Raw genomic sequence first — 23,855 nt, forward strand, 5'->3', positions numbered from 1 at the left:
CTCATCCTGCCCGGAAACGATATCCGGCTGAATATGGGGATGATGGTACCGGTTAACCATAGGGGGTGCGCTATGGCGTGATCGCACCATGGTTTCATTTATCGGCAAAGGAACGCGAAAAGGCGTCAAACGCCCTGATCGCGGCGCGGGGCCGCGGTTTCATGCCACTTGTAGACCTTCGCCAACAGCGCGTTCGGGCTGATCGGCTTGGGCAGATAGTCGTCCATGCCGGCTGCCGTGCAACGCGCGCGATCGCCCTTGAGCGCATGCGCGGTCACGCCGATGATCGGCGTGTGGACCCCACGTCCCGCCTCCACGCGACGGATCGCCTCGGTGGCCTCGAAACCGTTCATGTCCGGCATCGAGACATCCATCAGGATCATGGCCGGCTGCATCTCGGCATGCGCCTCCACGGCGAGCCGGCCGTTGCGAACGATCTCGTAGGTGAACGGCGTTTCGCCCAGGATCTGCGCGAACACGAGCTGGTTGACCTCGTTGTCCTCGGCCACGAGGATATCGAGCCGCGCAGTCCGGCGCGGCGGCCGCGCCTGGGCGCCGTTGTCGTGCGAAACGTTGCCGCCCGAGGGTCCGACCACCGCGTTGGACTGCGAGGAGTCCTGGCTGAAACCGGAGACGGCCGGCGTCGCGCTGTTGTCCGGGTCTTCAGCCGGCGCACTATCGGTCGCGGGCAAGCCACCAAGCCGGCCGCGCCGATGCTGTATCTGTTCGACCACCACATCCAGCAAGGCGCAGGAGCGCACCGGTTTGGTGAGCTGGGCGTCGATACCGTATTCGGCGAATTCCGCGCTTGTCAGGGCGTGGTCGACCGAGGTCAGAAGAACGATCGCGGTCCCGGCGAGACCGGCGGTGTTGCGGATCGCGCCAGCAACCTCGAGCCCGCTCATACCCGGCATCTGGTAGTCCAGCACCACGCACTCGACCTCGAGCCCCAGTGCTGCCGCCGCCCGCAGGACCGCCAGCCCCTCGCCGCCGTTTTCGGCCGCGCATGCGTCGAAATCCCAGGAACGCATCTGTTCGAGCAGGATGGCGCGATTGACCTGGTTGTCGTCCACCACGAGCACCCGCGCGCCGGAGACGTCGACGGCGACGGGGTTGTCGCGCGCGCCCTCCTCCGCGACCGGCAGCTCGACCGTAAACCAGAAGGTCGAGCCCTTGCCCACCGTGCTTTCGGCGCCGATCTTGCCGCCCATAAGCGCGACGAGACGCGCGGTGATCGCCAGGCCCAATCCGGTCCCCTCGTGCCGGCGGGTCGCGCTGGTGTCGGCCTGGCTGAATTTCTCGAAGACCGTCGGCAGCTTTTCCGACGCAATCCCGATGCCGGTATCGGTTATCTCGAAGCGCAGTGAAACCCGTCCCGCATCGACAGCACCCGATACGTCGGCCAGCACATGCCCGGAATCCGTGAACTTCACCGCATTGCCGACCAGATTGGTGAGGATCTGGCGCAACCGACCGACATCGCCGGTCACCATGCGCGGCAGATCGGGGTCGACACGCACCACCAGTTCCAGGTCCTTTTCCTTCGCCCTGGTCGACATCAGCGTGGCCACGTCCTCCACGGCCTCGGCCAGATTGAACGGCACCGGATCAAGAACGAGCTGGCCGGCGTCTATCTTGGAAAAGTCGAGAATGTCGTTGATGATCGTCAGCAGCGCATTGCCCGATTTCAAGATGATCTCGGTGAAGGTTTTCTGCTTCTGATCGAGATCGCTTTTCGCCAAAAGTTCGGCCATGCCCAGCACGCCGTTCATCGGCGTGCGGATCTCGTGGCTCATATTGGCCAGGAATTCCGACTTTGCGCGGTCGGCGAGCACCGCGCGCTGCTCGGCGGCGCGCTGCTCCTCCTCGCGTTGCTTGAGTTCGGTGACGTCCGTGGTCGAGCCGATCAGATATAAGGACCCGTCGGAGGCGATCATCGTGCTCTTGCGGGCGATCCGATAGTTGGGGGCGCCGTCGGCATCGGTACCGGTTTCCTCGATGACCCGCATCTCGCCGGTCTTCAGGACCGCGCGGTCGGCCTCCATATAGGCTTCGCCGTCGGCCCCAAACACCTCCACATCGGTACGACCGATCGCGGTATCCTTGGCGAAACCGGTCAGATCGCACCAACCCTGATTGACATAGGCAATGCGCAGATCCGGATGCTTGGCGTAGATGGCGACCGGCACATTGTCGATCAGCGTACGGAAGAGCTCGTTCTCGCGCGTGGTTTCCTGCAGCGACGCCTCGCGTTGCTTCATGTCGGTAATGTCGACACGAACTCCGACGAAAAGGCCGTCTTCGGTGCGCGTGTCGTAGACCCGGAGCCAGCGGCCGTCCGGATTGCGGCGTTCCGACACCGACTGCCGCACGTGATAGCGCTCGAGCGTCCGCTCGATCCACGCCTCGCGATCTGCGTCGAACAGCGCGTCCAGCTCCGGATCGCCGGAGTGACGGAAATAGCCGGCGTCGTGCGCGGTCTCGATCGCAACGCGCAACGTTTGCCCGGGCTCGGTGAACGGCCTCAGCGCCGGCAACAAATCCTTGATGCGCTGGTTGGAAAGCACCAGCCGGTCTTGTTTGTCGTAGATGATCACGCCGGCCGGCAGCGTCTCGATGACCCGCGCCAGCAGCGTGCGCGCCTCGTCGGCTTCGCGCTCGCGCCGCCTGATGTCGCTGATATCGAAAACGAAGCCGGCGACATAAGCGGTGCCGGTCGCGGTCTCGAGGCGGGTTTTGCGCACCAGATGCGACCGCGCGACGCCGGCATGGTCGAAATCCTCCTCGATCTCGTAGGCCTCGCCGCTGGCCAGCACCGCGCGCTCGCTGTCCTCGAACCGGACGGCGTCGGCGGGCGCCACGATATCGGCGGCGCGCTTGCCCAATATGGCGGCGACGGTGGTGCCGTTCAGCCGCGCGAAGGCTTCGTTGGCGAACACGAACCGCAATTGGCAATCCTTGACGAACACCGCGTCCTCGACGCTGTTGATCGCCGCATCGGCCAGTTGCGACCGCTCGAGCGCCTCGGCGAGCTCCGCCTCGCGTTGCTTCAACGGCGTGATGTCGGTGCAGACGCCCATCCGTCCGCCGTCCGCCGTCGGCAGTTCGCGGTGCATCAGCCAGCGCCCGTCCGAAAGCCGCAGCGTCACCGCGGCGTCCGGCTCCCGCGCGCGCCGTTCGAAATAGGCTTCGCGCCATGCGGCCGCGTCGAGCCCGTCCGTCGACCAGATCCCCCGCTCGAGCCCGGTATCGATGAATTCGCCGACCGGCAGCCCCGGCCGGATCACGTCCTCCATGCCGCGATAAAGCGTAAACAGGGCATCGTTGTACAAAACGATGCGATCCTCGGCATCATAATAGACGAACGCGTCCTGCATGACGTTGAGCGCCGCCATCAGACGTTCCGCGTTGGTCCGGCCGGCTTCGGGCATCGGCTCCGCGACGGCAGCGGCGCTCGGCGCAACTGTTTCGATCAATTCGGTCACGTCGCGCGCGGTGCCGCGATAGCCGGCAAAAGCGCCACCCGCGTCGCGTTTCGGCATGCCCGACAGCGACACCCAGCGGCATGACGCGCCAGGCACGGGTACACGCTGCAGGAAATCTCGGAAGGGACGCCGCGCCGCAAGCGTTTGGCGATGGCTGGCAGCGGCTTCGGCGGACGCCGCGTCGCGGTCGAGCGTGGCGAGCCGCGAATGGCCGATAATGCCCGATCGCTTGATCCCGGTCAGGGCGGAGCAATCCTCGCCAATATCGGTGTAGCGATGCTCAGCGTCGGTTTCCCAGGTCCAGTCGCAGGTCAGGGCCGGGAGTTCGGCGGTGGCCGACAGATCGGCTCTTGCGGACACGTCGAGCCGCTCCGGGTCGCGCCTGACAGCGCGCGGCTTTGCTTTCTTCCGGCCTTTACCGGGACTGTTGTCGCCTCGCTCCACCCTCGCGGCGTCCTTTCGGCACCTCTTGCCGATCAAGGATGCGCGACAACGCTTAACGTTCCGCTAACCCTGTTGCCCGTCAGGAGCGAGTCCGGTCCGCGCCGGCCTCAGGCGAACGCGCCGTGGCAATGCTTGAACTTCTTGCCGGACCCGCACGGACAGGCCTCGTTGCGGCCCACCTTGCCCCAGGTCGACGGATCCTGCGGATCGCGATCCTCCGGCGCAACCGTGCGCGAGGACTGCAGCAAGGCGAGCGCGCCGTCGCCGTCGTCGAAATCGTCCTCGCCGGTGCTGGCGTCGAGATGATGGCCTTCCGCCTCCGGCGCTTCCGGCATCGGTGCGTCCGCGGCCTCGCGCACCAGCTCAACACGCATGAGTTGTGCCGTCACCGCCTGGCGCAGATTGCCGAGCATGCCCTGGAAGAGTTCGAACGCTTCGGATTTGTATTCGTTGAGCGGATCGCGTTGCGCGTAGCCGCGGAAGCCGATCACCGAACGCAGATGGTCGAGATTGACCAGGTGCTCGCGCCACAGATGGTCGACCGTCTGCAGCAGGATCGATTTTTCGACATAGGTCATGACTTCCGGGCCGAAGCGTTCCGCGCGTTCGGCGGCCGCCTTTTGCGTCGCCTCGGTGAGACGCTCGCGGATGGCCTCCTCGTCGATCCCCTCTTCCATGGCCCACTCCTCGACCGGCAGATCGAGGTTGAGATAGGCCGCAACGCCCTGTTTGAGGCCGTCGACGTCCCACTGCTCGGCATAGGCGTTTTCAGGGATATGCTTGGCGACCAGGTCGTCGATCACGTCCTGGCGCATTTCGGCGACGGTGTCGGACAGGTTCTCCCCGTCCATCAATTCGAGCCGCTGCTCGAACACGACCTTGCGCTGGTCGTTCATCACATCGTCGAACTTCAACAGGTTTTTGCGGATGTCGAAATTGCGCGCCTCGACCTTCTTCTGGGCCTTCTCCAACGCCTTGTTGATCCAAGGATGGATGATCGCCTCGTCTTCCTTCAGGCCAAGCTTCTTGAGCATGCCGTCCATGCGCTCGGACCCGAAGATGCGCATCAGATCGTCTTGCAGCGACAGGAAGAATTTGGAGCGCCCCGGATCGCCCTGACGGCCGGAGCGGCCGCGCAGCTGGTTGTCGATGCGCCGGCTTTCATGGCGCTCGGTGGCCAGCACGTAGAGCCCGCCGGCGGCCAGCGCCTCGCCCTTCAGCCGCAACACGTCCTCGCGGATTGCCTTTTCCCGCGCTTCGCGCTCGGGGCCGTCCGGCATGTCGCCCAGTTCGTCCTGAATCCGCAATTCGGCGTTGCCGCCAAGCTGGATATCGGTGCCGCGACCGGCCATGTTGGTGGCGATCGTGATCGCACCCGGCTTGCCGGCCTGGGCAATGATCTGCGCCTCGCGCTCGTGATGGCGGGCATTCAGGACCTCGAAGCCCGGCAGGCCTTCCTTGCGCATCAGCTCGGCCAGATATTCCGATTTCTCGATCGAGGTCGTGCCGACCAGGATCGGCTGGCTGCGCGCGTTGGCGTCGCGGATCTCGCGCACGATGGCGCGGAATTTTTCCTCCGCGGTGCGGTAGACCTCGTCGTCCTCGTCCAGGCGCGCGACCGGCAGATTGGTCGGGATTTCCGAAACGCCCAGGCCGTAAATATTGCCGAATTCCTCGGCCTCGGTCGAGGCCGTACCGGTCATGCCGGCGAGCTTGTCGTACATGCGGAAATAGTTCTGGAAGGTAATGGAGGCCAGCGTCTGGTTTTCGGGTTGGACCTGGACGTGCTCCTTGGCCTCGAGCGCCTGGTGCAGCCCCTCCGAAAAGCGACGGCCCGGCATCATCCGGCCGGTGAATTCGTCGATGATGACGACTTCGCCATCGCGCACGATATAGTCCTTGTCGCGCTGGAACAGGCGATGCGCCTTCAGCGCGTTGTTGATGTGGTGCACGACGGCGACGTTTTCCACGTCGTAGAGCGACTCGCCCTTCAACATGCCCGCGTCGCGCAGCAGGTTTTCGACCTTTTCCGTGCCCTGCTCGGTGAAGGTCGCGGTGCGCTGCTTCTCGTCGATCTCGTAATCGGCCTCGTCCAGGCCCGGAATGAACGTGTCGACCTGGTTGTAGAGTTCGGAGCGGTCGTCGAGCGGGCCGGAGATGATCAGCGGCGTGCGCGCCTCGTCGATCAGAATGGAATCGACCTCGTCGACGATCGCGTAATTGTGACCGCGCTGCACCATCTGGGCGCGCTCATATTTCATATTGTCGCGCAGATAGTCGAAGCCGAGCTCGTTATTGGTGCCGTATGTGACGTCGCAACCATAGGCCTCACGCCGCTCGTCGTCCGAAAGACCGTGCACGATGACGCCGGTGGTCAGGCCGACGAAGCCGTAGACCTTGCTCATCCACTCCGCGTCGCGGCGGGCGAGATAGTCGTTAACCGTCACCACGTGAACGCCCTTGCCCTCGAGCGCGTTCAGATAGACCGGCAGCGTGGCGACCAGCGTCTTGCCCTCGCCGGTTTTCATCTCCGCGATCGAGCCGTCGTGCAGCACCATGCCGCCGATGAGCTGCACGTCGAAGGGCCGCAGCCCGAGTGCGCGCTTGGCGGCTTCGCGCACGGTGGCGAAGGCCGGCACCAGCAGGTCGTCGAGCGAGGCTCCGGCGGCGACCTTGTCGCGAAACTCAGCCGTCTTGGCCTGGAGCTGCGCGTCCGTCAGCGCCTCCATTTCGGGCTCGAGCGCGTTGATCGCCTCGACACGCGGCCGAAGCCCCTTGATGCGGCGGTCGTTGGACGAACCGAATATCTTGCGGGCGAGGACACCGAGGCTGACCATCAGATGGTCCTTTCGATCAATTATTTTCCGGCTGAACCGGCCGAAACGTGCTTACGATCGCGATTTGAGCGGATCAAGGATATAAAATGCGTCCGGAAAACGGTTCTGGACGCGAAGCCGAAGGACAGATAAGAGGGGCCCACCGTGATGTCAACTTGACGCCGGGGAGCGGTGACACGCGGATTTTCGCCGTATTGACGCCCATATTGGCGCCATTCTGCGCGCTGTTTTCTGGAGACATTTGATGCCCGTGTCCTACGCCTTCCGCCCCCTGCTTGCCTGCGGAGCAGCATTGGCGTTCTCGATCTGCGCCGCCACGGCCGGTTTCGCGGCCGAAACGGACGTGGTCGCGACCGTCAACGGCGCACCGATCACCGAGGGCGACCTCGCCATCGCCGAGAGCGATCTTGATCCGCAATTCAATCAGCTGCCGCCGGAAAAGCGCCGTGCGGCGGCGCTTTCCGCCATCATTGAGATCCGGCTTCTTGCCGCCGCCGCCGAGGCCGGCGGACTGGCCGACGATGATGCGTTCAAGCGCCGCATGGCGTTTTTGCGCGACCGGGCTCTGCACAGTGCCTTCGTCGAGCAAAACGTCGCCGCCAAGGTCGGCGAGGAAGCGGTGCGCGAACGCTACGACCGGGAAATCGCCGACACGCCGCCCGCCAATGAAATCCGCGCCCGCCATATCCTGGTCAAGACCAAGGAAGAAGCCGAGGCGATCATCGCCCAGCTCGAGGCCGGCGAGGATTTCGAGGCGCTCGCCAAGGAGAAATCGACCGATGGAGCTGCCGCGCAGGGCGGCGACCTCGGTTATTTCGGCCCGGGCCAGATGGTTCCCGCCTTCGAAAAGGCTGCCTTCGCGATCGAGGTCGGGGCGTTTTCGAAACAACCGGTCGAAACCCAGTTCGGCTTCCACGTGATCAAGGTCGAGGACAAGCGCGCGCAGCAGCCGCCGGCCTTCGACCAGGTTCAGGAGCAGTTGCGCTCGCTGCTTCTGCGCGAGGCCTATTTCGGCGCGGTCAAGGATCTGCGCGAAAAGGCTGAAATCGAGATTGCCGATCCGGCCCTCAAGGAGACGGTCGACTCGCTCGACCGAAGCGAATAGAGACCGCTTCGTCGAGGCAAGCCCATGTCGACCGCCATTTCTCCGCTGGCCCCGAAGAAGGCCCCTATATTGCCGGCGCTCGACGGGGCGCGGATCGCCACCGCCGCCGCCGGCATCAAGTATAAGGACCGCACCGACCTGATGGTCATGCTGTTCGAGCCGGGCACGCAGGTGGCCGGCGTTTTCACGCGCTCGAAATGCCCGTCGGCGCCGGTCGATTTCTGCCGTGCCAATCTGCCGGCGGGTGCGGCCCGCATCCTGGTTGTCAATTCCGGCAACGCCAACGCCTTCACCGGGCGCAAGGGCGAGGAGGCGACGCGGTTGACCGCCGAGGCGGCCGCGCGCGCGGCCGGCTGCGAGACCGGAGCGGTTTTCCTGGCATCGACAGGCGTGATCGGCGAGCCGCTCGAAACCGGTCGCTTCACCCCTCTGCTCGACCGCCTCGTCGCCGAAGCCGAACCCGATCGCTGGGCCGACGCGGGCAAGGCGATCATGACGACCGACACCTATCCCAAATACGCCACCGCCACGGTGAAGCTCGACGGCGTCGAGGTGACGGTCAACGGCATCGCCAAAGGGGCGGGCATGGTCGCGCCCGACATGGCCACCATGCTGTCCTTCGTCGTTACCGACGCGCCGATCGAGGCGCCCGTCCTGCAGACGCTGCTGCGCCAGGGCGTCGGCCGGTCGTTCAATTCGATCACCGTCGACAGCGACACCTCGACCAGCGATACGCTGATGCTGTTTGCCACCGGCGCCGCCGAACGGCGTGGCGCGCCGCGCATAAAGGACGCCGCCGACCGGCGGCTGGTGCCGTTTCGGCGCGCCCTGAACCGGATTTTGAAGTCTCTCGCTCTCCAGGTCGTGCGCGACGGCGAGGGCGCGCGCAAGGAAATCGAAATCACCGTCTCGGGCGCGCGCTCGGCCCGTTCGGCCAAGCGCATCGCGCTGTCGATCGCCAATTCGCCGCTGGTCAAGACCGCCGTGGCCGGCGAGGACGCCAATTGGGGCCGTATCGTCATGGCCGTCGGCAAGGCCGGCGAGCCGGCCGAGCGCGACCGTCTGGCGATCAGCTTCGGCGAGTACCGGGTCGCCGTCGATGGCGAGCGCGACCCGTCCTACTCGGAGGATGCCGTGTCGCGCTACATGCAGGGCGAGCGCATCGCGATCGGCGTCGACATCGGCATCGGCCGCGGCCGGGCCACCGTGTGGACCTGCGATCTGACGAAGGACTATGTCGCCATCAACGGCGATTACCGCAGCTAGGCGGGGACGAGACGTGCGGACCAACGCCGAAAACAGGATCGACCTGGCCAAGGTCCGGCGCTACGAGGCGGCCGGCTTTCGCGCCTGGCCGGCGAATTTCGTCGTTTACGACGGCACCTGGCTGGTCCGGCTGACGGCCGGCCTGCCGGCAAAACGGCTCAATTCCGTCAACCCGCTCGACCCGCGCGACGACGGCAGGCTCGAGGAGCGACTGGCCCGTGTGCGCCGGCGTTTCGACGGTTATGGCCGCCCTTTGACCTTTCGCATGTCGCCGCTGGCCGGCCAGACCCTTGCCCGTCATCTCGATCGCGAAGGCTGGAGCCGCTTCGGCGAATCGATTGTCATGCACGCGCCCCTGGAAGAGGCGGGGCTCGAGGGCGTCATCGACCAGATCCCGCTGCAGGACGTGGGACGTTTCGTCGGCGCGGCCCTCGACATCCATGCCCTCGATGCGGCCCTGCGCCCGGGCCTGTCGGAGGTGATCGGGTCGATCGAGCCCGAGACCGGCCTGTTCGTCCTCGAGGGCGAAAACCAGCCGGTGGCGACCGCGATCTGCGTTCTCGACAGCGACCTGGCCGGCCTGTTCGAAGTCGCCACGCTGTTGCAACAGCGCGGCCGCGGCCACGGCCGGCGCGTCGTGCAGACCGCCTTGAAATGGGCCCACCAGCGCGGCGCGCGCGAGGCCTGGCTGCAGGTCGAGGCCGACAATGTCCACGCGCTCGGCCTTTATCGCGCGCTCGGCTTTCGCGAGGCCTATCGCTACCATTATCGGCGCCCGCCCGGCTCATGACCTCTCGCCAGCCTGCCAAACCGGTTGTTCTGGTCGCCGCCTGCGCGCTGGTCGACGCGGACGGGCGCGTTCTGATCGCGCAACGGCCGGCGGGCAAGGCGCTGGCCGGGCTGTGGGAATTTCCCGGCGGCAAGGTCGAGGCCGGCGAGACGCCGGAAACGGCGTTGATCCGCGAATTGGAGGAAGAGCTCGGCCTCACCACCTGGGCCTCGTGCCTGGCGCCGCTGACCTTCGCCAGCCACGGCTACGAGACCTTCCACCTGCTGATGCCGCTCTTCGTGTGCCGCAGGTTCGACGGCACGGCGGCCGGGCGCGAGGGGCAGGCGATCAAATGGGTGCGCCCGCGCGCGCTGCGCGACTATCCCATGCCGCCGGCCGACGAACCGCTGATTGCCCATCTGATCGACCTGTTGTGATCTGCCGCCCGGCACGCCATTCGCGCAAACAGCGTTAATGGATCGTTTAGCCGCACGTGGCAATTTCAGCCGGAGCGGCCGGCCGATGCCGGCCCGGCGAGGCGCCTGCCGGAGATGGACCGATGCGATCAGAACACGAATGGCGAGCAGATGACACGGAGGCTGCCTCCGTCCCGAACGGCACCGGCTTGAGCGCGGTGCGGCTGGCGCTTCTGTTCGGGGCGGGCGCGGTCGTGCTCGGCCTCGTCGTGGCGCCGCTCGCCGAAAAACGCCTTTCCGGCGGCGTGGTTGCCGCCGACGGCTTCTACGGCGTGGACATGACCAGCACCGGCTCGATCGGCTCGGGCAAAACCTACACGGTGCGCAAGAGCGTGCTGCAAACCGTTCCCGGCGCGGCTTGCATCATCAACGGCGACGGCCGCCGGATCGGCGATTGCTGAACGCCGTCCCGGCGCTTCCCCGTCGGGATCGACGCGACCGCCGGCACCGACCGGCCGGCAAGGAGCGGTTAACCGTCCGCGTTAAGCTTTTTTCACCGCTTTGCGACTAGTTTTACAGCAAAGGAAAGGTGCCCGAGCATGCTTGTGCGTTTCTGGAACGACCGATCGGGCGCCACCCTCATCGAATACGGCGTGCTTTTGACCGTGTTGTCGTTGGTGATCGTGGCGGCTATCGCCAATGTCGCCGACAAGATCGAATTCCTGTTCTCCGATCCCGCCAGCAAACTGCAACAAGGGCTCGACTAGGCGATAAGCCTGAAAGCCCAAGACCGGTTTTCAGGGCTCATCGCGGCAACGAGGCAATTTGACCGCACTGATAGATCGCTGGACCAGCACATCCCGTACGGCAGACTTGGAGAAATATCCCGTAGAACGGCCGGGCGGATGTCCACAAAGAAACCGCGTTTCACCAGATCAGCGCCCATGAACCCGCCGCCGCGAAGACGGTGGCGAAAGTGCCTACCCGGTGGCCCCACCACCGGATGCAGAGGCGTGAACGACTTTGCCGCCCACCACCGTCAGCTCGGCCTTGATATCGCGTAGATCATCTTCCGGGCAGGTCAGCGGGTCGCTTGACAGCACGGCCAGGTTCGCCAGTTTTTGTGGCTCGAGAGATCCTCTGTTCCGCTCCTCCTGTGCCAGATATGCGCCACCCATTGTCATGCAACGCAACGCTTGGGGCCGGGTGAGCGCCTGCTGCGCGCCAATAACGCGGTCGGTGCTGCGCTCCCGACGACCCACGGCATGCCAAAACGAATGAAAACGGCTGGGCGGCAGGTTGTCGGAACCGAACGATACCGGCACCCCTGCATCCACGAGCGCGCGCAAGGGCACGATTTCATCTTCCCAATCGGGCCCCAACCGCTCGAGCAGCGCAAGGCCGCCTTTGTACAGAAAGCTGCTGGTGTGTGTCGTGATCACCAGACCGAGATCGCGAATTGCGGCGATGTCGTCTGCCGTCAGGTTGGCAATGTGGCCGAACACCCTGCGCTGGCCTGAAATCGACGCTTCAACATCCACGTCGCGGAACGGATCGAGCATAAGGGGGAATATCCCGGTAACGCGGATGCCGTAACGGGCGCATTCGACAAGAAGCGGCTTGAGCTTCTCGTGCGGCAACGACGAATCGAAATTGAAACCCGCCCAGCCGGCCTGAGGCGATCCGGCGGCGCGAAGGGTACGCTCACGCTCGCCGCAACAATTGTCTTCTGGCTATGAGCAAAGAGGCATGAGCCTAGCGTGTGGACAGCGCCTGTCCGCTCCGCAGGAGCCGGTCACGAAGGACTGCCGTCTGATCGTCGGACAGGTCGATCGGCAGCACCAAGCAGATCGTGGCTTCCACCTGATCCTCCGCATTGTAGATTGGCGCCGCAAGGCATTGCGTATACGCGTCGACCAATCCTTTCGTCAGGCAATAGCCGTCTTGCCGGGCCTGTGCGATGGCGTCGATGAAATCGTCGATCATGATCCGGCGCCCGTCGGGGAGTACCAGATCCTCCGGCACGATCAGTGCCTCGATCTCCGCGCGGCTATGTCCGGCAAGCAAAAGCCTTCCCGACGCCGTCCAAGGAATCGGAATTTGCAGGCCGACGGCGGAACTGATGCGGAAGGGCCGGGTGCCCGGACACATGTGCATAATTGTATAGCGGCCGGTCTGCAGCATGCAGAATTCGCTGGTCTCGCCGGTTTCCTTCGCCAGCCGATCGACTTCCGCGCGCGCGCGCTTGGCGAGCGAATTCTCGCGGATATAGTTCAGACCGTAGAGATACATCCGCTTGCCGAAAAAGATGCGCCCGTCGTCCGAGGATACTTCTAGGAGCCCGGCATCGGTCAGGTCATTGACGACGGTGTAGATCGACGAGCGTGGCGCATCCAAGGCCTTTGCCAGGGCCCCGATACGGATGCCCTCGCCGTGACCATGCAGAAACTCCAGAATCTGCACGATGCGATCGACGCTGCGTTCTCGTCGAGTCGCGGGTCTCGCGCGCGACGCCCGACCTTCGGCATCAATCCCCACGTCCTGCTCCACTTGCGTATTTCTCCGTCAATGCTATTCTGTCTCTAACACAAGACAATTGTCCTGTATATAGGACAAATTTCATCGCGAGCGACGCGCAATCCGCCGCCTTCCAACAAGGGGCAAGCGTTGCCGACAAGGGGATTTCGGTGAGGTTGGGATGAGTGGCTTGCCTGGGATCCATGCGCGCATACGTCAATCGATCGCGACGCTGCCGCGCCTCGATATCGCGCTCAAGAAAACGCCGCTCGAGGAAGCCGGAAACCTTTCCCGCGTGCTCGGCGGTCCGCGCATCTTCGTCAAGCGCGACGATCTGACCGGTGTGGCGCTCGGCGGCAACAAGCTGCGCAACCTCGAGTTCCGGCTCGCCCACGCGATGAAGGACGAGCCCGACACCGTCATCGTCGGTCTCGACCTGCAATCGAATTCGGCACGCCAGACCGTCGGCGCCTGCAACAAGCTGGGCCTGCGAACCGTCCTCGTGCTGGAAGGGCGTCGGCCCGACACGATCCAGGGCAATCTTCTGGTCGACTATCTTTTGGGCGCCGAGGTTCATTTCGCCGCCGACGTCCACGAACAGCGCACGATGCTCGACCGTCTGGCCGCGGCTGTTCGTGCCGGCGGCGGACGCCCGCACATCCTCAACGACAACCCGATGTTCGACGTCGCCTCCGCCGTTGCCTATCTGGAAGTGACGCTGGAGATCGTCGAGCAGCTTGACGCACTCGGAAAGACGCCCGATTGCATTTACATGTCGTCAAGCGGCAAGGGGCAGGCGGGCATGATTCTGGCCCAAAAACTGCTCGACCTGCGCTTCGCCATGCATGGCGTAACCGCCACGGACGAGTTCCACATTCCCTCGCGCACCGCAACCATCGCCAACCAGACCAGCACGGCCATCGGACTGGACGTAACCGTCGACGAGAAGGACGTGGTCAATTTCGACGATTTCGTCGGCGAGGGTTACGGCATCCCGAGCGAGGCCGGCAACGAGGCCGTGCGCCTGTTCGCCCGAACCGAGGGTATCATTCTCGACCCCATCTATACCGGCAAGGCGGCCGCCGGCCTTGTCGCGCATGTGCGCGAGGGCCGCTTCGCAAGCGACGACGTGGTGGTGTTTGTCCATACCGGCGGCACACCGGCGATCTTCACCTGGAACGAATTATGGCTCTGACGCGCGACGCGCAAAGTCCGCACCCGGCAATGTCAACGAAGAAAAGGGGAATAGTCATGCAACGCAGAACACTTCTCACCGGCGCGGCAGGCGCCATGCTCCTGTCGGCACTGCCGGCAACGACGCTCCGGGCTTTCGCCCAAACAAGCCAGGGTGTGATCACCTTCGGCCAAAGCACCGCCGTGCTGACGCTCGATCCGGCGCACGGGGCGTTCACGGGCTATCCCGGCGGCTACGAGGCGGCGCTCGTGCTTTTCGACCGGCTGCTGGATTTCGATGCCGACATGACGATCGTGCCGCAGCTCGCCGAATCCTACCGCATGAGCGACGATCTCAAGTCCTGCGAGTTGAAGCTGCGCAGCGGTGTTACCTTCCATGACGGAACCCCCTGCGACGCGGCAGCCGTCAAGTTCAACATCGAGCGGATGATGAATAAGGAGATCAACACCACCAACAGGCCGCTCTGGGATCCGATCTCGGGTGTCGACATGGTCGATGACACCACGATCGTCATCCGCATGTCGGCGCCTTTTGCACAACTGCCGAACACGCTCGCCCATGGCTCCGGGGCGATCGTCTCGCCGGCGGCGATCGAGAAGTTCGGCGAGGACGGCTTTGCCCAGAACCCGGTCGGTGCGGGCCCCTATAGGATGGACTCCTTCAACGCCGGACAGGAACTGGTGCTCAAGGCCTATGACGGATACTGGGGCGGCGCGCCGGGCGCGACTGGAATCGTCTTCCGCTTCATCGCCGAACCGGCAACGCGCATCAACGCGTTGACCACCGGAGCGGTCGACGTCATCGACGCCGTACCGGTGCATCTGGTCGGTCAGCTCTCCGGCAATGCCGACATCGAGATCGCACGCCGCCCGGGTCTGCGCCCGATCGGTCTCGCCTTCAATCTCACCCGGCCCGCTTTGCAGGACGTGAAGCTGCGCAAGGCGCTCAATCTCGCCGTTCCCGTGGCGACGATCGCCGAGCGGGTCTTCTTCGGCTTCGCCAAGGCGCCCGATTCGCCGCTGGCCTTCGACGCCATCGGCCACAGGACGGTGGGCGAAACCGTGTTCGATCAGGCCAAGGCCAAAGCCCTGCTCGCCGAGGCCGGCTATAGCGCGGGCGCCGACGGCATCCTGGAAAAGGACGGCGAGAAGCTCAGCCTGTCCTTCTTCGCGCCGGACGGTCTGTTCCCGGGCGACGTCGCAGTGGCGGAAATCGTCGCGGCCTCGCTGCGACAGGTCGGCGTCGACGCCGCGATCAACAAGATCGAGAAGGGCGCCTACTGGGATCATCTGCGCCAGGACAAGGCCAACCTCGCCTGGGACATGGCGATGTTCGGGTTCAATCCCTCCAACGCGTCCGGCACCTATCACCTGGCCTCGCTGTTCAAGTCGAACGCCGACGATAACGGCAAGCCGGATGTCTGGAATATCGCCCGCTACCGCAACGAAAAGGTCGACGCGCTTCTGGAGACGGCCAGCAGCGCGCCCGAGGAATCCGCGCGCCTCGACGCGCTCGGCGAGGCCCAGGCGCTGATTTGGGAAGACGCGCCCTATCTGTGGCTGCAGATCAACGAGAACGTGTCGGCGGCCGGCAAGTCCGTCTCCGGTCTGGGCGTGCTGCCAATCGTCTTTACGACATTGCGCAACGCCTCCAAGGCATAACGACCGGCGGCACGATGTTCAGGTTCCTCGTCAAGCGTTTTGCGATGATTCCCTTGGTGGTGCTGGGAGTCGTGACGATCCTGTTCATCATCTTCAAGTCGGTGCCCGGCGACGAAGCGGCCTTCGTCGCCGGAGCCACCGCAACCCAGGAAGAGATCGAGGCGGTGCGCATCCGGCTCGGCCTCGACCGTCCCCTGGCGGAACAATATCTCAAGCATCTCGCGGGCCTCGCCGTCGGGGATTTCGGCTATTCCACCACCTTCCGCGGCAATCCGCTTCCCCATATCGTCGACAGACTGCCGGCCACGGTCGCCCTGACGGTATCGGCCATCGTGCTAACTATCCTTGCGGGCATACCCGCCGGCATCGTCGCCGCCGCCTTCCGCAATCGATGGCCGGACTACCTGATCTCGTTCACCGTCGTGGGCCTACTCGCGGTGCCGAATTTCTGGCTCGGCATGCTGCTGATCGCCTTCCTGTCGGTCAATCTCGGGTTGCTGCCCAGTTTCGGCGCAGCGGGACCGACATCGCTGGTCATTCCAACGCTCGCGCTCGCCGCACGGCTGATCGCGCTGGTGGCCAGGATGACGCGGGGCGTCGTGATCGAGGAACTGCGCAAGGACTATGTACGCACCGCGCGCGCCAAGGGTCTTTCCCATGACGGCGTGTTGCGTGGACACGTGTTGCGCAATGTGATGATCCCGACGGTTACCGTGATCGGCCTTCAAACGGGATATCTGCTCGGCGGGTCGGTGGTCATCGAAAGGCTCTGCGCATGGCCGGGCATCGGCGACCTGATGCTGACGGCGGTCTCGGTGCGCGACTACACGCTCGTTCAGGCGATCGCGCTGATCTTCGTCGTATCCTTCCTCGTCATCAACATCGCCGTCGAGATCATCTATCGCTTCGTCAATCCGAGGTTGCGCTATGCATGAGGTCACGCCGGCACGGCCGGCAAGGCGGCGACGAGGCGTCAACGTGTTCCTGTGGCTGGGCGTGAGCCTGCTGGCAGTCTTCGCACTGTTGGCACTTTTCGGCGAGGTCGTGGCGCCACACGATCCCAACGCCCAGGACCTTTTCGCGATGCTCGAGCCGCCCTCGGCGACCCATCTTCTCGGCACCGACAATGTCGGGCGCGACATCCTTTCGCGCATCATCGTCGGCACGCGTTATACGCTATCGATTGCACTCGCTTCGGTCCTTTTCGCCGGCATTGGCGGGGTCGCGCTGGGCGCCATTGCCGGTTATTTCGGCGGCGTAACCGACCGCGTGGTCACCGGGATCATCGATCTCCTGCTGACCGTGCCCAACATCGTGCTTGCGATCGCCATCGCCTCGGTTGCCGGCTCCAGCGCAACCGGGCTCACCATCGCCATCACGGCGAGCTTCATCCCGCCGCTGGCACGGCTTGTCCGGGGCCGGGTGATCGAACTCGCACAGGAAGATTTCGTCGCCGCCTCAATCACCGTGGGCATGAGCCATACGCGCATCCTCCTGCGCCACATCCTGCCCAACGCGGCGACTGTCATCATCATCGAGCTCAGCCTCAATGCGGGCCAGGCGGTGCTGATCGGCTCGGCGCTGGGTTTCCTCGGGCTCGGTGTCCAGCCACCCGCGCCCGAATGGGGAACCATGCTCGGCGCCAGCCGGGAATATCTGACCATGGCCCCGCACCTCGTGATCGCCCCGGGCATCGCGATCTCCCTCCTCGTTCTCGCCTTCAACGCCTTCGGCGACGGTCTGCGCGACGTGTTCGATCCAGGTTCAAGCTCATGACGGTGTCCACAATGGATTTCGGCATCATCGACTGCCACGCCCACATCTTCCCCCCGGCCGCCGGTGCTGCCGGTTTTCCCGACGTGGAAACGCACCGGCTGCACCAGCAGCGCGCCATGCACATGCATGGAAACCAACCCTACCGCCGAACCCGCGACGGCTCCCTGGTCACCGAGCGCATGCTGTGGAACCAGACCGACCCGTCACCTGCGGGCCGGCGCGACTGCGCCTTCCGGGCCGGGCGGTTCGGCCGCTTCGAATGGACGAGCGGCGGCGAGGATTTTTACGTTCAGTTCCTGCCACCCTGGATGGACGACCTGTCGATGAGCGCCGAAAAGCTGCTGGCGTTCATGGACAATGCCGGTGTTGCGGCCGCGATTCTCCAAAACGACCATATTTACGGCAATCTGGCCAAGGATTTTGCCGCCGCGGCAGGCGCGCATCCGGGCCGCTTGGTCGGCCTTGCCCAGGTCGAGGAGGCCTTCGCCTATACCGACGAGGAACTGCAGCGCCTTGCCGACGAGATCGGTCGTCTGAAGATGGCAGGCGTCTATTTTACCACGACGGGGCTGTTTCGCAGCGGCTACCGGCCAATGCACTCCGACGCCGTCTACGACCCCTTCTGGCGCTTCATCGAGCAGAGCGGCCTGCCGGTGTTCTGGGTCCAGTCGGCAAACTCGCCGGTTGGCACCTATGAAGACGAGATGCGCCATCTGGAACGCATCGTGGAGCGCTTTCCCGGCATTCGCCATGTTCTGGTTCACGGCGTGCCGACATCGCTTTATGCCGACGACCAGGATCGTCTCACGCTTCCCGCCGTGATCGACACACTGCTTTCCCAGGCGCCGGTTTCCGCCGAAATTCTCTACCCGATCGCCTGGGGCGGGCGGCAGGACTACCCCTACCCGCGCGCGCACCTTCATATCCGCCAATTGGTCGAGCGCTTCGGCGCGGAGCGCTTCCTGTGGGGCTCCGACGCGCCCAATGTCGACCGCTACTGCACCTATGCGCAGTCGCTGACCTATTTCACCCACTACGCCGACTATCTTTCGGACCGGGATCGACGCGCCATCCTGCGCGACAACGCGGTCGCGCTCATCCCGGCGCTCGCCGGGCGGGACGGCACCGGATGACGCCGCTTCTCTCGATCCAGGACCTAACCGTGGAACTGTCCGCCCGGGACCGCACATTCGATGCCGTAAGCGATCTGTCCTTCACCGTCGCGCGCGGCGAAGTGCTTGCGCTGGTGGGAGAATCCGGCTCGGGCAAGAGCATGACCGCCCTGGCGATCATGCGACTCTTGCCCGAGCCGGTCGCGCGGATCAGCAAGGGCCGCATCCTGTTCGACGAACTCGACCTTGCCGCGGCGAGCGAGGCCAGCCTGCGCTCGATAAGGGGAAATCGCATCGGCCTGATCTTCCAGGAACCGATGACATCGCTCAATCCGTCGATGCGCGTCGGCCCGCAGGTCGCCGAGGCCCTGCGCCTGCACAAGGGGCTCGACGCCGCCGCCGCCAGACGGCGCGTGGAAGAGATCTTCGAACAGGTGCGCATACCCGATCCGAAGCGGCGTTTCGACGACTATCCGCACCAAATGTCGGGCGGCATGCGCCAACGCGTGGTGATCGCGCTCGCACTGGCCTGCGATCCGGATGTGCTGATCGCCGACGAGCCGACCACGGCGCTGGACGTGACCACCCAGGCCCAGATCCTGGAAACGTTCCGCGACCTGCAGGCCGCCGTCGGCGCCGCGACGATCCTGATCACCCATGATCTGGCCGTCGTCGCCGAAACGGCCGACCGCGTGGCCGTCATGTATGCCGGCAGGATTGTCGAGGAGACGACGACCGAACGATTGTTTGCCGCCCCCCAGCACCCCTACACCCACGGCCTGCTCGGTTCGATCCCGCATATCGCCGAGGCCGGCCGCGCCACCGAACGCGGCCGTCTTGCCGAAATTCCCGGCACCGTGCCCGCACTGTGGGCCCTGCCCCGCGGCTGCGCCTTTGCGCCGCGCTGCCCGCGAGCCCGGCAGCGATGCGAGGACGAACGACCGCCACTGTCCGACATGGCGCCCGGACACCGCGCGGCATGCTGGTATCCGATGAAAGGCGCGGCATGAGCAAGCTGCTTGAGGTCAGCAATCTGGGCAAGCGCTTCACCATTGCCGGCGGGCTCGCCGGTAAGGCGCGAACCGTTCACGCCGTCGACGACGTTTCCTTCTCCATCGCCGCAGGCGAAACGCTCGGCCTGGTTGGCGAATCGGGCTGCGGCAAGTCGACCGTCGGCAAGATGATCGTCAGGCTGCTTGAGCCGAGCGACGGAAAGATCCTTCTCGACGGCATCGACATTTCCCATTTGTCCCATCGCCGCATGCGCCCGTTGCGACGCCGCGTGCAGATGATTTTCCAGGATCCGAACGGTTCACTCGATCCGCGACAGCGCGCCCAGGATATCGTCGCCGAGCCGCTTCTGGTCAGCGGCATGCGCGGCGCCGCGCGGCGACGCGAGCGGGTCGCCGACCTGTTCGAAAAGGTCGGATTGCGGCCGGACCAGATGCGCAACGTGCCGTCGAAATTCTCCGGCGGCCAGCGCCAGCGGCTGGCGATCGCCCGCGCCCTGGCGCTCAACCCGGCTCTGATCGTCGCCGACGAACCGGTATCGGCCCTGGACGTGTCGATCCAGGCACAGGTTGTCAACCTGATGTCGGACATCCAGCGCGAATTCGGTCTCGCCTATCTGTTCGTCGCGCACGATCTCGGCATCGTGCAGCACATCAGCGACCGGGTCGCGGTGATGTATCTGGGCCGCATCGTGGAAATCGGCGACACCGCGCGTGTCTATCAGCAGCCCAGCCACCCCTATACGCGCACGCTGATGGATGCCGTGCCCAAGCCCGATCCGTCGCGCCGCCACCGTCGCCTCAAGGTGCCGCGCGGCGAGGTGCCCAGTCCGCTGGACCCGCCCTCCGGCTGCGCGTTCCATCCGCGTTGCCCGGTCGCGACCGACATCTGCCGCCGCGAGCGGCCGCTTCTGCGCCGTGTTGCGTCCGGCGCCGAGACCGCGTGCCACCATGCTGATTGATCAACCGCCGCGCCGCCGGCGCGGACACGGCCAACGCAAGCCCTGCGTTCGGCAATCATGGAGTCTTCGATGAATCTCGCATGTTCCGGCCCAGCGGCCGGTCGCTCCCCCGAGGAACGGCTTGCGCAAATGGGGGTCGTTCTGCCGCCTCCCCCGCCGCCGATCGGCAACTTCCTGACGCATGTGCGCGAGGGCGAGCTTCTGTTCCTGTCCGGCCAGGGGCCGCGTGAGGCCGACGGACGCCTGCATACCGGCAAAGTGGGCGCCGATGTTTCGGTCGAACAGGCCTACGCGCATGCGCGGCTGACCGGCATGAACCTGCTTTCGGTCATGCGCGCCGCCCTCGGCGAGCTTCACCGCGTCAGGCGCGTGGTCAAGCTCCTGGGCATGGTCAACGCAACCCCGGACTTCGCCCACCATCCCGACGTCATCAACGGCTGTTCCGATCTGCTCGTCATGACATTCGGCGAAAACGGCCAGCATGCGCGCTCAGCCGTCGGACTGGGATCGCTGCCGGGAAACATCACCGTCGAGATAGAACTGGTCGTCGCGGTCGAACTATTCGCCCCAGAGAAACTGTAACCTATCTCTCCGGGTCGTACAGTCAGATAATGGCGGTGCTGGCAGACCAATTCGAACCAGTCTCTGCATGGACAGCGACTCTGTCCCCTATGCCGCAAGAAAACTGCGCCACTCGGCGAGAGCGACGGCGCGGTTCCGTTTGAAAATGGCGCGACTTGAGAGGTTACTGAATAGCCCCGATTTCCCTGGGCGTCATCGGGTTACATCTTCTGCTGCCGCTCGAACTCGACGGGTGACAGCATTCCGTTTCTAACGTGCTTCTGTTTGGGATTGTAGAACATTTCGATGCAGTCGAACACGTCGTGCTTTGCTTCGCCGATCGGCTGATGACACCACTTCGGCGTGCCAGACATCATGAACAACGCAGATGACCGGCAATTCCAGATCGGAAAAATGCTGCAACAGTGCCTCTGGCTCACTCGCCACCTTCGTCTCTCGCACGATCTTGCCCGATGAATCGACTACGCAAGCGCTTCTCTGTTCCAGCGACACATCAATTCCTGCACAATAGTCGATGGTTGTCCCTCGCTTGATGCTTGGGGCCGACACAATCGGACCCCGTTATCAACATCATCACGCTGAGGGACAGCCGCCTTCCTGGCTATGCGAGGAGCGTCGGCCCACTATGGCATCTAGCCCAATCGGGCAACCCGAACGATTTGGATCGGCGTATCCAGATATTCCTTGCTTGTTGCGCGAGCGAACAGGTTTTCAATGGTCTGGCGGCCGGAGACAAGCTGGCCGAACGCCGCAAAGCCGGCGCGATCGGGATTGCGGCCGCCGCCCTCGTCGAGTTCGGGCTGGTCGCCGCGGCAGATGAAGAAACCCGGCCCCGCAGTGCCCGGCGCGCGCCGGGCCATCGACAGCGTCCCGTCCAGATGCCGCAGCCCGGTCTGCGAGGTCGGCTCGTGCGGGATCGGCGGAAATGGCGGTTCGGTGCCGTCGATCAGGCGCCACCCCCATTGGATGACCTCGATCTTGTGTGGTGTCTCGGGCGGCTGATTGTGCATGGTGACGATCCGGTAGACCGCGCTGCCGTCGAGATGGCCGCCATCGACATAGGCGAGAAAATTGCCGGCGCTGATCGGTGCGTTGGCCTCGTCAACAGCCAGCGTGAAGCTGCCAAGCTCGGTTTCGACCTCGACCCGTGTCGGGGCGGATGCGCTCATGTCGTCCTCGTTTTCATGCAGGGTGCCGCAGCGCGGCGAAAAAAATGTCGAATCAGATATATTTCGTCGTCACGGCGGTTGTGAACTTCATCTCCTCCATGCTGATCGACGAATTGAAGTCGGAAAATTCGAGCTTTGAGATCATGCGCTTGTAGACCGTGTCGTAGACCTCGATATTGGGCACGACGATCTTGATCAAATAGTCAGTCTCGCCGGTCAGCCGGTAGGCCTCCACGACTTCGGGCGTGTTTTCGATCAGCTTACGGAAATCGTCCAGCCAATCGATCTGATGGCGCGGCGCCTTGACGCCGACAAACACCGTCATCGCGACGTTCATCTGTCGCCGGTCGGCCAGCGCGACGCGCTTCTTGATGAAGCCGAGTTCCTCCAGCCTGCGGATGCGCCGCCAGCACGGCGTCGACGACAGATTGACCTCGTCGGCGATTTCGCTGACCGGCCGGTCGCTGTCGTGCTGCAGCGCATCCAGGATCTTGCGGTCGATGTCGTCTATTCCGCGACCGCCGACAGGCGTCCCGCCGCCGACCTTGGCCGTTTTCGAACTGTTTTCGCTCATGGGCCGATAAACTCGATGATGGCGCCGCTGGCGGCTGCCGGGCTGACAGCAAGACCGTGCGGCATGGTCCGATAGGGGATGGCGGCAGCGGCGAGCAGACGCTCGGCCGCCGCCCGGTCGGCGACCGCGATCTGCAAAACGGCGAAGGCGCCGCTCGCCAGCCCGGTAGTGTCGAGGCCGTCATAGCGGCGCCCGAGCGCATCGCGTGTGACGAAATCGACGGGGATCGAACCCGTTTCGACCCGCCAGCCATCGCCGATGACGACAGCGCGCCCGGCCGCGAACAGTCGGGCATAGCGTCTGGCCGCCGCTTCGGGCGCATCGACCGCGGCACCCATGCCGGCAAGCGCCCTGGCGCCGTTGGCGTGCTCCATCAATTCGGGCCGCCAGACCAGGTCGCGGGTGCGGTGCTGGCACATGAAGGCGATGCCGACCGGCACCTCCGCGGCCTCGAAGGCGAGCGTCGAAAAGGCGGCGGTAGCGCGGGTACCGTCTGGCAATGTCAACGGCCGGTCGAAATCGTTGACCGCCCCGGTGGCGATGCCGCGCGCGGCAAGGCCCACCTTGGCCACGTACGCGTCCTCAATGCGACAGGCCACAGCGTAAAGCCCCTCGCCGCCGCTGGCGAGCAACGCGCGCCGCGGTGCGTTCTCTGGCGTATCGGCCACAACGCCCAACAACTCGAAATAGTCGTTGTCGGAGAGCATGATCGTATGGTTGGCCGTACCCTTTTTGGCGCTGTGAAGACCACGCGGCGAAACGGTAAAGCCGAGCCTGCGGTATTGCTCCAGACTGCTGTCGAGATCGCGCACCAACAAGAAGCAATGGTCGACCCCGCGCACCGGATGGGGCGTATCATGCTTGGCCGCAGGCGCTTCCGGCACGAAGGTTGATTTCACAACAATGCCTCTTTCTTGGATGGAAATCACATCCATATGTAGAAATTGAGCATATGATTACATAATTATCAAGAGA

The 23,855-nt window shown here is 64.5% G+C and carries 21 protein-coding genes and 1 pseudogene; 14 read left to right on the forward strand and 8 right to left on the reverse strand.

All coding sequences use genetic code 11. The features are described 5' to 3' along the window. Positions 1-125: 125 nt before the first annotated feature. A complete protein-coding gene (locus C7T96_RS21400; RefSeq protein ID WP_245414205.1) occupies positions 126-3,845 on the reverse strand; it encodes a response regulator in 3,720 nt (1,239 codons plus the stop codon). A gap of 191 nt (positions 3,846-4,036) precedes the next feature. Beyond that, positions 4,037-6,766: a preprotein translocase subunit SecA gene (gene secA, locus C7T96_RS21405; RefSeq protein ID WP_106573293.1), complete on the reverse strand. Its 2,730-nt coding sequence runs from the start codon at positions 6,764-6,766 to the stop codon at positions 4,037-4,039. 244 nt (positions 6,767-7,010) lie between these two features. Here secA and C7T96_RS21410 point away from each other — a divergent pair, with 244 nt between their 5' ends. The 6 genes from C7T96_RS21410 (at position 7,011) to C7T96_RS21435 (ending at position 11,089) form a co-directional block, all read left to right on the forward strand. Next, entirely contained in the window at positions 7,011-7,871 is an 861-nt protein-coding gene (locus C7T96_RS21410; RefSeq protein ID WP_106573294.1) for a peptidylprolyl isomerase, read from the forward strand. Between the two features lie 24 nt (positions 7,872-7,895). Further along, positions 7,896-9,137, forward strand: coding sequence for a bifunctional glutamate N-acetyltransferase/amino-acid acetyltransferase ArgJ (gene argJ / locus C7T96_RS21415; protein ID WP_106573295.1), 1,242 nt, complete (start codon positions 7,896-7,898; stop codon positions 9,135-9,137). Between the two features lie 13 nt (positions 9,138-9,150). Then, positions 9,151-9,927: a GNAT family N-acetyltransferase gene (locus tag C7T96_RS21420; RefSeq protein WP_245414206.1), complete on the forward strand. Its 777-nt coding sequence runs from the start codon at positions 9,151-9,153 to the stop codon at positions 9,925-9,927. Beyond that, positions 9,924-10,343, forward strand: coding sequence for a (deoxy)nucleoside triphosphate pyrophosphohydrolase (locus tag C7T96_RS21425; protein WP_106573297.1), 420 nt, complete (start codon positions 9,924-9,926; stop codon positions 10,341-10,343). The genes C7T96_RS21420 and C7T96_RS21425 overlap by 4 nt, the downstream gene beginning before the upstream one ends. A 122-nt stretch (positions 10,344-10,465) precedes the next feature. After that, positions 10,466-10,783, forward strand: a complete 318-nt coding sequence (locus C7T96_RS21430; protein WP_238719769.1) for a hypothetical protein — start codon at positions 10,466-10,468, stop codon at positions 10,781-10,783. A 138-nt stretch (positions 10,784-10,921) separates the two neighbouring features. Then, positions 10,922-11,089 (forward strand): Flp family type IVb pilin, encoded by a 168-nt coding sequence (locus C7T96_RS21435; RefSeq protein WP_106573299.1) that lies wholly within the window; start codon positions 10,922-10,924, stop codon positions 11,087-11,089. Between the two features lie 213 nt (positions 11,090-11,302). On the opposite strand, the gene C7T96_RS21440 is transcribed toward C7T96_RS21435, so the two are convergent. Both C7T96_RS21440 and C7T96_RS21445 read right to left on the reverse strand, forming a co-directional pair. Continuing rightward, a complete protein-coding gene (locus C7T96_RS21440; RefSeq protein WP_106573300.1) occupies positions 11,303-11,962 on the reverse strand; it encodes an amidohydrolase family protein in 660 nt (219 codons plus the stop codon). A 115-nt stretch (positions 11,963-12,077) separates the two neighbouring features. Next, on the reverse strand, positions 12,078-12,872 hold the full coding sequence (locus tag C7T96_RS21445) for an IclR family transcriptional regulator (protein ID WP_245414207.1): 795 nt from the start codon (positions 12,870-12,872) through the stop codon (positions 12,078-12,080). A gap of 148 nt (positions 12,873-13,020) precedes the next feature. On the opposite strand from C7T96_RS21445, the gene C7T96_RS21450 reads away from it, so the two are divergent. The 8 genes from C7T96_RS21450 (at position 13,021) to C7T96_RS21485 (ending at position 21,137) form a co-directional block, all read left to right on the forward strand. Continuing rightward, positions 13,021-14,034 carry a pyridoxal-phosphate dependent enzyme gene (locus C7T96_RS21450; RefSeq protein WP_106573301.1) on the forward strand — a complete coding sequence of 338 codons (1,014 nt, stop codon included), beginning with the start codon at positions 13,021-13,023 and terminating at the stop codon, positions 14,032-14,034. Positions 14,035-14,090: 56 nt separating this feature from the next. Continuing rightward, on the forward strand, positions 14,091-15,695 hold the full coding sequence (locus C7T96_RS21455) for an ABC transporter substrate-binding protein (protein WP_158264442.1): 1,605 nt from the start codon (positions 14,091-14,093) through the stop codon (positions 15,693-15,695). A gap of 14 nt (positions 15,696-15,709) precedes the next feature. Next, complete coding sequence (locus C7T96_RS21460) at positions 15,710-16,630, forward strand: ABC transporter permease (RefSeq protein WP_106573303.1); 921 nt, start codon at positions 15,710-15,712, stop codon at positions 16,628-16,630. After that, positions 16,623-17,471 carry an ABC transporter permease gene (locus C7T96_RS21465; protein WP_106573304.1) on the forward strand — a complete coding sequence of 283 codons (849 nt, stop codon included), beginning with the start codon at positions 16,623-16,625 and terminating at the stop codon, positions 17,469-17,471. The genes C7T96_RS21460 and C7T96_RS21465 overlap by 8 nt, the downstream gene beginning before the upstream one ends. Beyond that, positions 17,468-18,604 (forward strand): amidohydrolase family protein, encoded by a 1,137-nt coding sequence (locus tag C7T96_RS21470; RefSeq protein WP_106573305.1) that lies wholly within the window; start codon positions 17,468-17,470, stop codon positions 18,602-18,604. Before C7T96_RS21465 ends, C7T96_RS21470 begins: the two co-directional genes overlap by 4 nt. After that, positions 18,601-19,593 carry an ABC transporter ATP-binding protein gene (locus C7T96_RS21475; RefSeq protein WP_106573306.1) on the forward strand — a complete coding sequence of 331 codons (993 nt, stop codon included), beginning with the start codon at positions 18,601-18,603 and terminating at the stop codon, positions 19,591-19,593. The genes C7T96_RS21470 and C7T96_RS21475 overlap by 4 nt, the downstream gene beginning before the upstream one ends. Further along, positions 19,590-20,555 (forward strand): dipeptide ABC transporter ATP-binding protein, encoded by a 966-nt coding sequence (locus C7T96_RS21480; protein ID WP_106573307.1) that lies wholly within the window; start codon positions 19,590-19,592, stop codon positions 20,553-20,555. Before C7T96_RS21475 ends, C7T96_RS21480 begins: the two co-directional genes overlap by 4 nt. A gap of 69 nt (positions 20,556-20,624) precedes the next feature. Further along, complete coding sequence (locus C7T96_RS21485) at positions 20,625-21,137, forward strand: RidA family protein (RefSeq protein WP_106573308.1); 513 nt, start codon at positions 20,625-20,627, stop codon at positions 21,135-21,137. 402 nt (positions 21,138-21,539) lie between these two features. Here the strand turns inward: C7T96_RS21485 and C7T96_RS21490 are convergent. The 4 genes and pseudogenes from C7T96_RS21490 to C7T96_RS21505 form a co-directional block, all read right to left on the reverse strand. Further along, positions 21,540-21,653, reverse strand: a pseudogene (locus tag C7T96_RS21490) (IS110 family transposase); the annotation flags it as partial. A gap of 116 nt (positions 21,654-21,769) precedes the next feature. Then, positions 21,770-22,306 (reverse strand): peptidylprolyl isomerase, encoded by a 537-nt coding sequence (locus C7T96_RS21495; protein WP_106573309.1) that lies wholly within the window; start codon positions 22,304-22,306, stop codon positions 21,770-21,772. A 52-nt stretch (positions 22,307-22,358) separates the two neighbouring features. Further along, positions 22,359-22,817 carry an Lrp/AsnC family transcriptional regulator gene (locus C7T96_RS21500; protein WP_199190539.1) on the reverse strand — a complete coding sequence of 153 codons (459 nt, stop codon included), beginning with the start codon at positions 22,815-22,817 and terminating at the stop codon, positions 22,359-22,361. A gap of 59 nt (positions 22,818-22,876) precedes the next feature. After that, the gene (locus tag C7T96_RS21505) at positions 22,877-23,779 is read right to left on the reverse strand and encodes a VOC family protein (protein ID WP_245414208.1); all 903 of its coding nucleotides are present in this window, start codon (positions 23,777-23,779) and stop codon (positions 22,877-22,879) included. Between the last annotated feature and the right edge of the window lie 76 nt (positions 23,780-23,855).

This window comes from Nitratireductor sp. StC3 (assembly GCF_003015025.1).
GTDB lineage: Bacteria > Pseudomonadota > Alphaproteobacteria > Rhizobiales > Rhizobiaceae > Mangrovimarina > Mangrovimarina alexandrii.